The 12,892-nt window shown below is 68.0% G+C and carries 11 protein-coding genes; 8 read left to right on the plus strand and 3 right to left on the minus strand.

The window, feature by feature from the left end; genetic code table 11:
* Positions 1-5: 5 nt before the first annotated feature.
* Genes ACFO5K_RS01930 through ACFO5K_RS01965 form a run of 8 tightly spaced genes read left to right on the plus strand, consistent with a single transcriptional unit; the run spans position 6 to position 8,752 of the window.
* Entirely contained in the window at positions 6-1,439 is a 1,434-nt protein-coding gene (locus ACFO5K_RS01930; RefSeq protein ID WP_378555365.1) for an MlaD family protein, read from the plus strand.
* A complete protein-coding gene (locus ACFO5K_RS01935) occupies positions 1,436-2,458 on the plus strand; it encodes an MlaD family protein (RefSeq protein WP_378555366.1) in 1,023 nt (340 codons plus the stop codon). Before ACFO5K_RS01930 ends, ACFO5K_RS01935 begins: the two co-directional genes overlap by 4 nt.
* Positions 2,455-3,468 carry an MCE family protein gene (locus ACFO5K_RS01940; protein ID WP_378555367.1) on the plus strand — a complete coding sequence of 338 codons (1,014 nt, stop codon included), beginning with the start codon at positions 2,455-2,457 and terminating at the stop codon, positions 3,466-3,468. The genes ACFO5K_RS01935 and ACFO5K_RS01940 overlap by 4 nt, the downstream gene beginning before the upstream one ends.
* On the plus strand, positions 3,468-4,568 hold the full coding sequence (locus ACFO5K_RS01945; RefSeq protein WP_378555368.1) for an MCE family protein: 1,101 nt from the start codon (positions 3,468-3,470) through the stop codon (positions 4,566-4,568). Before ACFO5K_RS01940 ends, ACFO5K_RS01945 begins: the two co-directional genes overlap by 1 nt.
* Positions 4,565-5,677, plus strand: a complete 1,113-nt coding sequence (locus ACFO5K_RS01950) for an MCE family protein (protein WP_378555369.1) — start codon at positions 4,565-4,567, stop codon at positions 5,675-5,677. Before ACFO5K_RS01945 ends, ACFO5K_RS01950 begins: the two co-directional genes overlap by 4 nt.
* Positions 5,674-6,858: an MCE family protein gene (locus tag ACFO5K_RS01955; protein ID WP_378555370.1), complete on the plus strand. Its 1,185-nt coding sequence runs from the start codon at positions 5,674-5,676 to the stop codon at positions 6,856-6,858. The genes ACFO5K_RS01950 and ACFO5K_RS01955 overlap by 4 nt, the downstream gene beginning before the upstream one ends.
* Before the next feature lie 12 nt (positions 6,859-6,870).
* Positions 6,871-7,473: a hypothetical protein gene (locus tag ACFO5K_RS01960; RefSeq protein ID WP_378555371.1), complete on the plus strand. Its 603-nt coding sequence runs from the start codon at positions 6,871-6,873 to the stop codon at positions 7,471-7,473.
* Between the two features lie 52 nt (positions 7,474-7,525).
* Complete coding sequence (locus tag ACFO5K_RS01965; RefSeq protein WP_378555372.1) at positions 7,526-8,752, plus strand: TetR/AcrR family transcriptional regulator; 1,227 nt, start codon at positions 7,526-7,528, stop codon at positions 8,750-8,752.
* A gap of 11 nt (positions 8,753-8,763) precedes the next feature.
* On the opposite strand, the gene ACFO5K_RS01970 is transcribed toward ACFO5K_RS01965, so the two are convergent.
* The 3 genes from ACFO5K_RS01970 to ACFO5K_RS01980 form a co-directional block, all read right to left on the minus strand.
* Complete coding sequence (locus ACFO5K_RS01970) at positions 8,764-10,137, minus strand: FAD-dependent oxidoreductase (protein WP_378555373.1); 1,374 nt, start codon at positions 10,135-10,137, stop codon at positions 8,764-8,766.
* 63 nt (positions 10,138-10,200) lie between these two features.
* Positions 10,201-11,346 (minus strand): acyl-CoA dehydrogenase family protein, encoded by a 1,146-nt coding sequence (locus ACFO5K_RS01975; protein WP_378555374.1) that lies wholly within the window; start codon positions 11,344-11,346, stop codon positions 10,201-10,203.
* 33 nt (positions 11,347-11,379) lie between these two features.
* Positions 11,380-12,849, minus strand: coding sequence for an aldehyde dehydrogenase family protein (locus ACFO5K_RS01980; RefSeq protein ID WP_378555375.1), 1,470 nt, complete (start codon positions 12,847-12,849; stop codon positions 11,380-11,382).
* Positions 12,850-12,892: the final 43 nt, after the last annotated feature.

A 12,892-nucleotide genomic window follows, 5' to 3' on the forward strand; every position in this document is an offset into this window, starting at 1 on the left:
ATCCAATGCAATTCGATCTCAGCGGCCGCGGCCCCAGACCCCTGCAGCTCACGATGGCGGGACTCGCGATGATCATCGCGTTCGGGGTCGCGCTGTATCTGCTCGCGCTGCGCTACAACGGCGAGTTCGAGGAAACGGTGGTGGTCGGCGCCGACCTGACGAGCACTGGTGACGGCCTACCTCAGCGCGCGGACGTGAAGTTCCGCGGCATGGTCGTCGGCATCGTCGGCTCGGTGGACATGGTCGCCGCGGGTGAACGTCAGCACGCCACTCTGGAGCTGAAACCAGGTCTGGCCGAGACCATTCCGGACACGGTGACCGCCCGCGTAGTGCCCGACAACATCTTCGGCGTCGCCTCCGTCCAGCTGGTCGACAACGGTGCCGCCGCCGCGGGCCTGCGCGCGGGCACCGTCATCGCCGAGGACACCAGCGAGGCGACGATCCAGTTGCAGTCCACGCTCAACACTCTGCGCGAGGTACTCACCACGATCCAGCCGGAGAAGCTCGGCCGGGTGCTCGCGACCTTGTCGGCTGCGCTCGACCCCGCCAGTCGGGTGCCCGGGTCGACGATCGAGCGGCTCGACCAGTGGTTGACCACCGTGCACCGGATTCCCGAGATCGGCGACCTGCTCGGCGATCTCGGTCGCGCGTCGACGGCGCTGAGCCAGTCGGCACCGGAGCTGGTCGGGGTGCTCGCCGACTCGGTGAACTCCGCACGCACCCTCAACGAGCACCGCGCCGACCTGGTCGAACTGCTCCTACAGGGCAACAACACCGTGGAGTCGGTGAATGTGCTCTTCGGCGCGAACCCGAACGCGGGCAAGGAGCTCGTCGCGGGGTTGGACGGCGTGCTCGGCGGGATCGCCAAGGATCCCGGCGCGCTCCAGTCGACGGCGGCCAATCTCAATGCGTCGCTACGCAAGTTGCAGCAGGTCTTCAACTTCGGTCCGCGCAACCAGATGACCTGGCGAATGGACGTATCGTTCACGCCCTTCCAGCAGTACACCGCCGCTGACTGCCCCCGCTACGGGCAGATGACGGGGCCCCGCTGCGGTGGGCCGACCGTGCCCGAAGCCGCACCGCCGCAGGAGTATCCGGAAACCATGCTGCCCCAGCGGCTCGAGGCCGCAGGGCCGGCACCGGTGGCGCCCGCGCTGCCGATTCCCGAACTGCCCACGCTCCCGGAGATCACCGTGCCGGCGATCCCCGGCCTGCCACCGCTGCCGGGACTGCCCGCCATTCCAGGGATCACGGCACCGGCCGCCGCCGTCGAGCCCGCGCCCGCCGCCGCCCCGGCGTCACAACCCCGGCTCACCGGGGTCGCCGCGATATCGGCGCTGGTCGGGGGCACCCCGACCTTCAGTCAGTTGCTGTTGCTGGGTTCGATCCTCGGCGACACGCCCCTCGTTCCCGACGCAGAAGACGGTGTCCGACAGTGAAACCCACCAAAGCACTCATCGGATTCAGCTTCTTCGCTGTCCTGGCGACCGTGCTCACCTACACGATCTGGTCGACCCTGCAACGCAGTGTGCCCGGCAACACCAGCAGCTACTCGGCGGTGTTCACCGATGTACTCGGGCTGCGCGTGGGCGACGACGTCCGGATGGCCGGGGTGCGGGTCGGGCGGATCGACGAGATCGATTTCGCCGACAACTACACCGCGCGAGTCGACTTCCGGATCGAGGACCGCCAGCATCTGACCGACACGACCAAGGCGCTGGTGCGCTACCAGAATCTGATCGGTCAGCGCTACCTCGCGCTGGCACCGGGTACCGCCGGGGGCACGGTCATTCCGCCCGGCGCGCAGATTCCGCTCGACCGGACCGAGCCGTCCTTCGATGTGTCCGCGCTGCTGTCCGGGTTCGAGCCGCTGTTCAGTGTGCTGCAGCCCGACCAGATCAATTCGCTGTCGGAGACCCTCATCCAGGCGCTGCAGGGCAACGAGGTGTCACTGGCATCGCTGGTCACCCAGGCCGCGCAGTTGGCCTCGACCTTCGGTGAGCGCGATCAGATCCTCGGCGACGTGCTGAGCAGCCTCAGTTCGGTGATGGCCGGCCTGGCCAACCGCAGCGGCGAGCTGGAGACCCTGATCACCCAGACCCGCAGCCTGATGGACGGGCTCTATGCCGAAGGAGAATCGTTGAAGAGTTCGGTCGAACGGGTGGCCGGTGCGACGAATTCGCTGGTCACGATCATCGAGCAGGTCAAACCCGGCATGTCGGAGGCTCAGCGTAAGGCGACAACCGGCGTGGCGATGCTGCTCGACAACGGCGCCGCCCTCGACCGCGGCGCGGTCGAGCTGCCCGACTTCCTCAACGGCGTGGCGCGTTTCACCCAGTACGGCACCTACGGCAATGCCTACATCTGCCGGCTGGATGTGTCGCTGTGGGGCGTGCTGCTCCAGGAGGGCCTGTTCTCGCAGGTCGGCGGCCCTGCCCAATCGGAGGTGTGCCGATGATGCGGCCTCGTGTTCCGCGAACCCTGCGGCGCAACCGGAATCTGCGGCTCGGGCTGATCGCGGCCGCCTCGGTAGTCGTGCTGCTCGGCGGGTCGAACCTGCTCGCCCAGATCCAGCTGGGCGACAAGACCGTGCACGCCGAGTTCGCCCAAGCCGCCGGGCTGCGTGCCGGCGCGACCGTCGACATCTCGGGCATCGAGGTCGGTGCGGTGCAGTCGGTGACACTGGTGAACGACAAGGTGGACGTCGCGCTACGCATCCGGCGCGACATCCGCCTCGGCCCCGACGCGCACGCGGCGATCGAGATGTCGACCATTCTCGGCAGGCTCCACATCGATCTGCGCCCCGGCGACGGAACCGGGCTGCCGGGCAACCGGATCGGGATCGAGAACACCACGGTGCCCTACAACCTGAGCAAGGTCATCCAGGACCCGAAGTACACGTCCTCGTTCGAGCGGATCGAACGCATCGACCCGAACAAACTGCGCACCGCGCTCGACACGTTCAGTGCCCAGCTCGGCGACTCTCCCGCCATGGCGGTGCAGGCCCTCGACAGCATCGGCGCCCTGGCGCAGGTGATCAACAGCAGGCGCGACGAGGTCGACACCTTGCTGAAGAGCATGGACCAGGTCTCCCGGCTCGTCGCGGACAACCGCAACAGTGTGCTGATCATGCTGACCAAGGGCGAGGCGATCGGCGCGGCCGTGCAGAAACGCCAGACACTGCTCACGCAATTGCTCGACAACGTCGCCCAGATGTCGAGGTTGCTGCAGGAAATGGGCATCGAGAACGACGGTGAGCTCGCGCCGTTGATCGCGAACCTCAACACGATGGCCGACGGCTTGACCAAGAACAAGGAGAACCTGGACCGGCTCTACGAGATCGCCCCGGTCACCTTGCGGCAGTTCAACAATCTGCTCGGCAACGGTCCCTACGGCGAGATCTGGGCGCCGTGGATCTTCCCGGACAACTGGCTGTGCTTCGTGCAGGCCGTACAGGGGTGCAACTGATGTCGACGAAACGAACGAGCAAACTGGCCGCGCTCTGCCTGGCTCTCACTCTCGCCTCGGGCTGTTCCCTGCTGCCCGACAGCGTGTCCGGGTTCGGTGAGCGGGTGCTCGGCGAGCACAAGCGCATCAGCGCCGACTTCGAGAACGTGGCCGGCCTGTATCCGGGCAACGAGGTCGCGGTGCTCGGGGTACCGGTCGGCGTGGTCGATTCGGTGACACCGCGCGGCGGCTACGTCGAGGTGGTGATGAAGGTCGAGCGCGATGTGCGTGTTCCGGCCGATGCGATGGCAGCGTTGATCTCCCCGCAGCTGATCACCAACCGCCATGTCGAACTGGCTCCCGCCTATACCGGGTCGGGCCCTGAACTCGCCGATGGCGCGCACCTGCCGCTCGAAAAGACCAGAACACCGGTCGAACTGGACCGCATCCTCGCCAACTTCGATCAGCTCGGTGAAGCGTTGAAAGGTGACAGCCAGAGCGGGCCGATGGCGAGCCGGGTGTTGTTCCCGCTGCTCGACGGTAACGGCGACCGACTGCGCGAAACGCTCGACGAACTGTCGGCGGCGTTCGAACTGACCTTCGCCAACAAGGACCAGATCGCGAACACCGTCGTCCGGCTCGGCGAGATCACCCGGATCATCGCCGACAACGACCAGACCGTCCGTGATTTCAGCGGTCGCATCACCGAGCTGGTCGCCCTGTTCGCCCAGCAGTCGCCGGGTCTGCAGGCGGTGCTGAAGCAACTCGACGACTTCATCACCAACACGTCCTCGGTCGTCGGCCAGAACGAGGATCAGCTCGCGGGCGCCCTCACCAAGTTCGTCGACATCGCCGCCCAGATGCGGGCCAACGCCCGCAATCTCACCGAGATCATCGATGTCGGGCCGCTGATGTTCGAGAACTTCGACAACGCGGTGAGCCGGGAACGCCAGGCTCTTCGCCTGCACGGTCTGCTCGACAAGATCGTGCTCGACAGCGAGGTGATCGCGACGTTCTGCGAGCGCGTGCAGATGCGTCTGGACGGGTGTCGCACCGGCAAGATCTCCGATATGGGCCCGGACTTCGGTTTGACCGCCGCACTGTTGGGACTCACGAGATGACTTTGCGCACCACCCTTGCCGCCACGCTGTGCGCCGCGGCTGTCGCCGTGTCGAGCAGCGGCTGTTCGATGACCGTCGCTCAGCTGCCGATGCCCGAACCGGGCATCGGTGGCCCCGGCTACACCCTGCACGCCACCTTCCGTGACGCGCTCAACCTGCCCGACCGCGCCCACGTCAAGATCGGTGGCACCGATATCGGTGTGGTGACCGATATTTCGACCACCGCGTTCCTCGCTGACGTCGAGATGCTCATCCGCGAGGACATCGAGCTGCCCCAGGGCACCACGGTGGAGTTGCGCCAGGCCACGCCGCTGGGTGACATCTTCGTCGCCATCACCCTGCCCAGCGCCGCGACGGCTGGACCGCCGCTGGCCGAGGGCGCGAGGATCGGCACCGAGCACACTGCCTCGGCCGCCTCGGTCGAGCAGCTGATGATGTCGGTCTCGATGCTGATCAATGGCGGCGGCATCAACCAGGCCGCCGAGATCACGTCCGAACTCGATTCGATCTTCGCGGGCAAGGCGCCTCAGCTGCGGCATCTGATCGGCGAGATGACCTCGGTCATCACCGCGCTCAACGAGCGCACCGGCGACTTGGACGCCACCCTCAGCGGGCTGTCTGTGCTCACCGGCGAATTGGCCGGGCGCAAAGCCGAACTCGGTGCCGCGGCCGACAGTTTCCCCCAGCTGGTCGGGCTGTTCGCCGAGAACAACCGGGCGATCGTGGATCTGATCAACCGGGTGGCGGTCACCATGGACGCCCTCGGTGACTTCAGCGCCACGAACGGGCCACAGTTCGTGAGCCTGTTCCAGAGCATCCAGGATCTGATGTCGGGGTTCGTGCAGATGGACGACGACCTCAGCGGCGCCCTCGACGGCTTCCACCAGATCTATCCCTCGGTGATGGACAGCATGCGCGGGCCGAACCTGTCGGTCGGGGCGATCCTTTCCTACCTCGACATCGGCGCGGTCACCGATCCGTCCGGCAGCCGCTGGCCCGACGGCACCGACGTGCCGGCGTTCATCGGCAGCCTCGCCCAGGTGATCGCCAAGGTCACCGGCCGTCTCAACAGCACACCGCAGCAGCCGCCGCAGGAGGGCCCCCGATGAACTCACCGTTGTGGCAGTGGCTGGTTCGCCGTCGGATCGCCGTCGCCAACGCGGGCCTGGTCGTTGTCCTGTTGCTCGGCACCCTCTACCTGGGCGGTGTGGTCCTGCGGATCGACCCGACCGATTCGCCCTACGACGTCACTGTCGAACTGGCCACCTCCGGCGGCCTCACCGCAGGCAGTGACGTGACCTTCCGCGGTGTCCGGGTCGGCCGGGTCGAGGACGTGCGCGTCTCCGGTGACGGGATCGTCGCCGTGGCCCGGATCGAGGAGGACACCCGGATTCCGATGGGCGGGCGAGTGGCCGTCGCACGTTTGTCGGCGGCCGGTGAGCAATATCTGGACTTCCGCCCGGAGACCGAGACCGGCCCGTACCTGGACGACGGCGCGGTTGTCGCGCGCGGCGACACCGCGGTGCCGGTCCAGGTGCAGTCGGTGCTCGCCAACATGACCGGCCTGGTGAGCGGATTGAATCCCGAACGGCTCAATGTGATCGTCGACGAACTCGACAAGGCCCTCGCCGGCGGGCCGGAGGGGTTGCGCAACATGATCTCCGGGCTCAGCCGCGCGATGGCCGGCCTCACCGACCTGCTGCCCCAGACCGAGCATCTGCTGCGCAACCTCTCGGTGATCGCCTCGACCACCGCGCACGCCCAACCCGACCTCGGCACCATCACCCACGCGGGCAGTGCGCTGTTCCAGCAGTTCACCGCCGCCGACGCGGAGCTGCGGCACCTGCTCGAGCACGGGCCGGGCCGGCTGGTCACCCTCGGTGGGTTCGTCTCGCGCACCCACGATCCGATCACCGACCTGGTGACGAACTTCGTCGCGATCACCCGGGCGGCGAAACTGCGTCAGCCCGCCATCGAGCTGCTGTTTCCCAACCTGAGCCGTTTCGCCGAGGCGGTCGGCATCCCGGCCCACGACAACGCCTTCTTCACCCTCGTCGACCCGTGGCCACGGCCCACCTGTGACTACGACACCGTCCCGATCGTGCCCACCGAGACGACCACCGATACCAGGGTGCGGCTCTACAACTACTGCGTCACCGACAATCCCGCGCTGCAGGTGCGCGGCTCGGCGAACGCGCCACGACCCCCGGGCCCCGACAACGGCGCGGGTCCCCCGCCCGGGGTGACCGGCGACGAACTGTCCCGACCCGCGGTCCCCGCACCCCGATAAGGAGAAGAACCCATGAGTACAGAGGACAACGACAGCTCCACAACAGAATCCGACGCCCCGGCTGTCGAGGCGGCGGCACAGACCACGACCGGCCGCACACGCTGGACCGCTTCGCGCAAGGCGCTGGCTCTGCGCGGGGCCACGGCCCTCGTCGTCGGCGCCTCGGTGGCGACCTCGGTGGTGCTGTTCCTGGAGAACAAGGAGAACCAGGATCTGCTCGCCGCCCAGCAGCACGCCCGCGAAGCCGCCTGCAGCTACGCCCCGGTGCTGGCCGAATACGACAGCAGGAGCCTCGACACCTATTTCACCGCCGTCCTCGACGGCGCGACCGGCGATTGGAAGAAGCAGTTCGAATCCACCAGTACCGAACTCCGCGACGCCCTCATCCAGGGCGAGGTGACCTCGAAGGCCACCGACACCCAGTGCGCACTACGCACCGGCGACGAGAGCTCCGCCGAGGCGATCGTGGTGATCGGCACAACGATTTCCAGCCTCGGCACCGAGCACAAGGCCAAGCCCGGTCAGCTGTCGATGGTGATGAATTTGCGCAACGACGGCGGCCGCTGGCTGGTCGAGCAGGTGAACTCCCCACTAGCGGCGATGCCCGCCCAGTGACCGGATCGGGTGAGCAGGCCCGCCTCGCCGAGGCGATAACATGACAGGTGAGATGACGAGCAAGCAGATAGACGAACCCGCCCGACCGATCCGACGCAGGCCGAAGAACCGGCGTGCGCAGATCGCGGCCGAATCTGCTGCGGCGTTCGGTGCGCACGGCTATCACGGCGTGAGCATGGACGACATCGCCCGCCGGGTCGACATCAGTTCTGCCGCCCTCTACCGCCATTTCCCCAGCAAGTACGCGCTGTTCCGGGCGGAACTGTTGCGGTTGTCGGGGTTGGCGCTGACCGCGGTCGAATTGCCCTCCGAGGCCGCCGAGTGGTCACCTCGTGAGCGCCTCGATCATGTGCTCGACGCGATCATCGGCTCCACCATCGCCAATCGCCCCACCGTCGCCCTGGCCCGGTGGGAGCGCCGTTATCTCGAGCCCGCCGACTTCGCGGAGTTCACCGGGCAATTCGCCGCCGCGATCGCCACCGTGCGTGACCTGATCCGTGACGTGCGCCCCGAGCTCGACGGCTACGACCGTGCCATCCGCGCGGTGTCGGTCTTCGCGGTGGCCAGCAGCATCGGCGACCACCACGCGAGCTTGTCGGCGAAAACTCTCGCCCAGCTGCTGAAGGCGACGGGTTGGGCGCTGGTCGACGCGGACCTTCGCGGCGAGCCCGCCGCCGCCTCGCCGGCCCGGCGCAGCACCACGCCGCCGCAAACGTTCAAGCATGAACTGTTGCTCCGCAAAGCGGTGGAGTTGTTCCACGAGCGGGGCTACCCCAACGTGAGCATGGAAGAGATCGCCACGGCCGCCGACCTGTCGGCCGCCTCCGCGGTGTACCGGTACTACCGCGGCAAGAGCGATCTGCTGGCCGCGGCGTTCCGGCGCGCCGCCGACCGGATGTCGGTGGCGATCACCTCCGCTGTCGGTACCGCCGACTCCCCCGCCGAGGCGCTGGGGGCCCTGATCGACCTCTATGTCGCCGGGTCCTTCGACGAACGAGCACTGACCTTCGTCTATTACGCCGAGTTCAGCCACGTCGACCAGGCCGACCGGGTGACCCTGCGTCACCTGCAGCAACTCATCATCACCGAATGGGTCAAACTGTTGACCGAGGCCAGACCGGAGCTGTCGGCCGGCGAGGCCAGAATCCTCGTCCACGCCGCGTTCAGCCTGGTGGTCGACCTCGGGCGCGTCTTCGGTGACGACGGAATCTGCCCGCAGGACACCGTGGTGCGGCTGCTGCAGACCGTCACCCTCGGTCGACCGTTGCCCCGTCGCTGACCGAGAGCCGTTCAGCCGCCGCGCGACACCGCCCGGGCCGCCGCGCGGGCCGCGACGAGCACCGGATCCCAGACCGGTGAGAACGGTGGCGCGTAGCCGAGGTCGAGCGCGGTCATCTGTTCCACGGTCATCCGCGCGGTGAGGGCGACCGCGGCGGTGTCGACCCGCTTGGCCGCGCCGTCACCACCCACGATCTGCACCCCGAGCAGTCGCCCGGTACGCCGCTCGGCGAGCATCTTCACCGTCATCGGTTCCGCGCCGGGGAAATAGCCCGCCCGTCCGGTGGATTCGATGGTCACCACATGGAACTGCAGTCCGGCGCGACGCGCGTACTGCTCCCCGAGCCCCGTCCGCCCGACCTCGAGGTCGCAGACCTTGCTGATCGCGGTGCCGACCACGCCGGGGAAGGTGGCGTATCCCCCGCCGACACCGGTACCGATCACCTGACCGTGTTTGTTGGCATGGGTGCCGAGCGCGATGTGGCGCAACTCCCCCGACACCAGGTCCAGCACCTCCACACAGTCACCACCGGCCCAGATGTCGTCGTGGCCGCGCACCCGCTGGGACAGATCGGTGAGCAGGCCGCCGGATTCACCCAGCGGCAGTCCCGCGCGGCGGGCCACGTCGGTGGCGGGGCGTACGCCGATCCCGAGCACCACCACATCGGCGGCGAATTCGGTGTCGGCGGTGGTCACCGCTCGTACCCGCCCGGTCGCATCGGTGCGCATTCCGGTCACCTCGGTCCCGGTGACCAGGCGAATACCCATCCCCGCCATGGCTTTCCGGATGAGGGCGCCCATGTCGGGGTCGAGGGTGGTCATGGGTTCGGCGCTGCGGGTGACCATCGTGACCCGGAATCCACGCCGGATCAGCGCCTCCGCCATCTCCACACCGATGTATCCGGCGCCCACGACGACGGCTTCCCGGCCCGTCGCCGAGGCCAGCGCCGTGATGAGAGCTTGCCCGTCGTCGAGGGTCTGCACCCCGTACACGCCCTCGGCGTCGACGCCGGGCAGTGGTGGCCGGATCGGCACCGCACCGGTGGCGACGACCAGCTTGTCGTACCGGGTCCAGGTGTGTGTGCCGGTGTCGAGCTCGAGGGAGAGCACGCGGCGCGCGGCGGGATCGATTTCGATCACTTCGGTGCGCAGCCGCAGATCGATGTCACGGGCCCGGTGTTCGGCGGGTGTGCGGGCGATCAGGTCCTCGGCCTCGGTCACGTCGCCGCCCACCCAGTACGGAATGCCGCAGGCCGAGTAGGAGGTGTAGTTCCCCTTGTCGAACACCACGATCTCGAGGTCGTCGCCGTCGCGCAGCCTGCGCGCCTGCGACGCCGCCGACATGCCCGTCGCATCCGCGCCGATGACCACCATGCGTTCGCCCATGCCGCCCACGGTAGCCCGCCGCCACCCCCCTCGCGGTGGCGGCGAGCGTTTCCGTCGGCCGGTTTACAGACCCAGGGTGCGGCCGATGATGTCGCGCTGGATCTCACTGGTGCCGCCGAAGATGGTGGACACCAGCGCACCGCGTACGTGCTTCTCCATGTCGAATTCGCGGGCGTAGCCGTAGCCGCCCATCATCTGCATGCCTTCCAGCGCCACCTTCTTGGCCGTTTCGGTGGCCTTGAGCTTTGCCATCGAAGCCTCCCTGGCCAGCATCTTGTCCGGGTTGGCGTCGGCTTCCCTGGCCACGCTGTAGACCAGCAGCTTGGTGCATTCGATCTCGGTGGCCAGGTCGGCCAGGCGGTGGCGCAGCGCCTGGAAGGTGCCGACCGGCCGGCCGAACTGTTTGCGCTGGGTGACGAACGCCAAGGTGTCGTCGAAGGCGCGTTCGGCGGCGCCCAGGCTCATGGCGGCGAGGATGAGGCGCTCGAAGTTCAGCCCGGTCATCAGCTGACGCCAGCCGTTGCCCTCCTCACCGACCACCGCGTCTTCGGGCAGCAGGCAGTCGGTGAAGTACAGGTCGTTGGTTTCGGTCTGGTTGCCCATCAGCTCGATCGGGGTGATCTGCAGTCCCGGCGTGCCCGCGGGCACGTGGAACATGGTGAGCCCCTCGTGTTTTCCGCCTTCTTTGGAGGTGCGCGCGACCAGCAGGATGTTCTCGGAGATGTGGGCGTTGGAGCACCAGGTCTTCTGGCCGTTGATCACCCAGCCGTCGGCGGTCTTCACCGCTTTGGTCGACAGGTTGCCCACGTCGGATCCGGCCTCGGGCTCCGACATCGAGATCGACTGGGAAGCACCCCGAATGATGCCGCGCAGCACCGTGTCCCGTTGCGCGGCGGTACCGAACTTGGCGTAGGCACCGCCGGTGATCAGAGTCGGCCCGATGGCTCCGATCGGCAGCATGCCGCGATGGGACTGCTCGAGCAGGATGCACATGTCGACCATCGATGCCGCCGACCCGCCGTACTCCTCCGGGATCGTCAACCCGAGCCAGCCGAGCTCGGCCATCTTCGCGTAGACCTCGGGGTTGTGCTGGTCGCGGTCGTGGTCGGTCAGCTCGTCGCGCTGGGCCCTGGTGCCGGCCTCGCGCTTGGCGAACGCGGCGACGGCCGCGGCGAAATCCCGTTGTTCCTGGCTGAATTCGACGCCCATACTGTTCCTCTTCTTCCGTGCTGATGGATGGGTCTACTTGGCGCGCCCGAACCGGCGGGCGGTGATTTTCCGGACCAGTGACATCGTGGATTCGGTGCGGGCGAAGGACTGCAACGCCATGCCGGGAATCGCGAAGCGCTGCCGGGCGATCGAATGCGGGCGGGTGAAGCCCAGCAGCCCGGCCGCGCCGTGGATCCGGCCGATACCGGACTCACCCACCCCGCCGAAGGGCAGCGCGGGGATCGCGGCATAGGCGGCGGGACTGTTCACCGAGGTCGCGCCCGCCCGCAGCTCGCGCGCGATCGCCATGCCGTGCTTGCGGGAGTACACCGAGGAGGCCAACCCGTATTGCGAGGCGTTGGCGAGCCGGATCGCTTCGCCGACATCGCGCACCGCCCGTACGGTCAGGGTCGGGCCGAAGGTTTCCTCACGGACCGCGACGGAGTCCTCCGGGGCGTCGAGCAGCACGATCGGGGCGACGAACGGGGCCCGGATGGAATCTGCTCCACCGAACAGCGCGGTGGCGCCGTTGGCGAGTGCGTCATCGACGTGCTCGGCGACCACGTCGACCTGGGTGGGCAGGGTCATCGGGCCGTAGGAGGCGGCGGGGTCGGAGCCCGGCGTGAGCTCACGAACGCGGCGGGTGAGCTCGGTCAGGAAGTCGTCGAGCACCGAGGCGACGACGTAGCAGCGTTCGGTACCCACACAGGTCTGCCCGGAGTTGGCCATCGCCGACCAGACGATCGCGTCCGCCGCCGCGGCCAGATCGGCGTCGTCGGCCACGATCGCCGCGTCCTTGCCGCCGCATTCGAGCACCACCGGGGTGAGCCGTTGCGCCGCGGCGGCCATGATCCGCTTGCCGGTGGCTGTCGACCCGGTGAAGGCGATCATGTCCACACCCGACTCGACGAGGGCGCGACCGGTGTCGCCCGGGCCGCTGACCGCGCTCAGAATGCCCGGCGGCAGTGCGGGGTTGGCCGCGGCGAAGGCTTCGACATACCAGTGCCCGATGCCGGTGGTGAGCTCGCTCGGCTTGAACACCACGGTGTTGCCCGCGGCCAGCGCGTAGGCGATCGAGCCGTTCGGGGTGTAGACGGGATAGTTCCACGGGCCGATCACCCCGACCACACCGTGCGGGCGCTGCTCGATGACGGCCTCGTGATTGGCCATCATCAGCCCGGGCCACACCCTCTTGGGCTTCAGTACCTTGTGCGCGTGCTCGGCCGCCCAGTTCAGGTGTTCGACGGCGGTGACCACCTCGAGGTAGGCGTCGTCGAGCGGCTTACCGTTCTCGGCGTGGATCAGCGCGCACAGTTCGTCGGCCCGCAGCACCAGCCGCGCCGCCCAGCGTTGTAATGCTCGCTTCCGGCCGGTGAACCCGAGTTCACGCCAGCTTTGCGTCGCGGCGCGGGCCTGCTCGACAACAGCGGCGACCTGCTCGGGACCGTCGACGGGCCAGCTCCCCACGGGCTCCCCGGTGGCCGCGTCCACCGTCGTGGTCATTGTCGCAGGATCCGCTGCTGAAGTGTGGGTTTCAGCCATTCTC

The organism is Nocardia halotolerans (assembly GCF_042650145.1).
Taxonomy (GTDB): domain Bacteria; phylum Actinomycetota; class Actinomycetes; order Mycobacteriales; family Mycobacteriaceae; genus Nocardia; species Nocardia halotolerans.

Excerpts from the sequence above, each read along its gene's own strand:
- ACFO5K_RS01930 (WP_378555365.1), top strand. The coding sequence starts at position 6 with ATGCAATTCGATCTCAGCGGCCGCGGCCCCAGACCCCTGCAGCTCACG.
- ACFO5K_RS01940 (WP_378555367.1), top strand. The coding sequence starts at position 2,455 with ATGATGCGGCCTCGTGTTCCGCGAACCCTGCGGCGCAACCGGAATCTG.
- ACFO5K_RS01945 (WP_378555368.1), top strand. The coding sequence starts at position 3,468 with ATGTCGACGAAACGAACGAGCAAACTGGCCGCGCTCTGCCTGGCTCTC.
- ACFO5K_RS01950 (WP_378555369.1), top strand. The coding sequence starts at position 4,565 with ATGACTTTGCGCACCACCCTTGCCGCCACGCTGTGCGCCGCGGCTGTC.
- ACFO5K_RS01955 (WP_378555370.1), top strand. The coding sequence starts at position 5,674 with ATGAACTCACCGTTGTGGCAGTGGCTGGTTCGCCGTCGGATCGCCGTC.
- ACFO5K_RS01960 (WP_378555371.1), top strand. The coding sequence starts at position 6,871 with ATGAGTACAGAGGACAACGACAGCTCCACAACAGAATCCGACGCCCCG.
- ACFO5K_RS01965 (WP_378555372.1), top strand. The coding sequence starts at position 7,526 with ATGACGAGCAAGCAGATAGACGAACCCGCCCGACCGATCCGACGCAGG.
- ACFO5K_RS01970 (WP_378555373.1), bottom strand. The coding sequence starts at position 10,137 with ATGGGCGAACGCATGGTGGTCATCGGCGCGGATGCGACGGGCATGTCG.
- ACFO5K_RS01975 (WP_378555374.1), bottom strand. The coding sequence starts at position 11,346 with ATGGGCGTCGAATTCAGCCAGGAACAACGGGATTTCGCCGCGGCCGTC.
- ACFO5K_RS01980 (WP_378555375.1), bottom strand. The coding sequence starts at position 12,849 with ATGACCACGACGGTGGACGCGGCCACCGGGGAGCCCGTGGGGAGCTGG.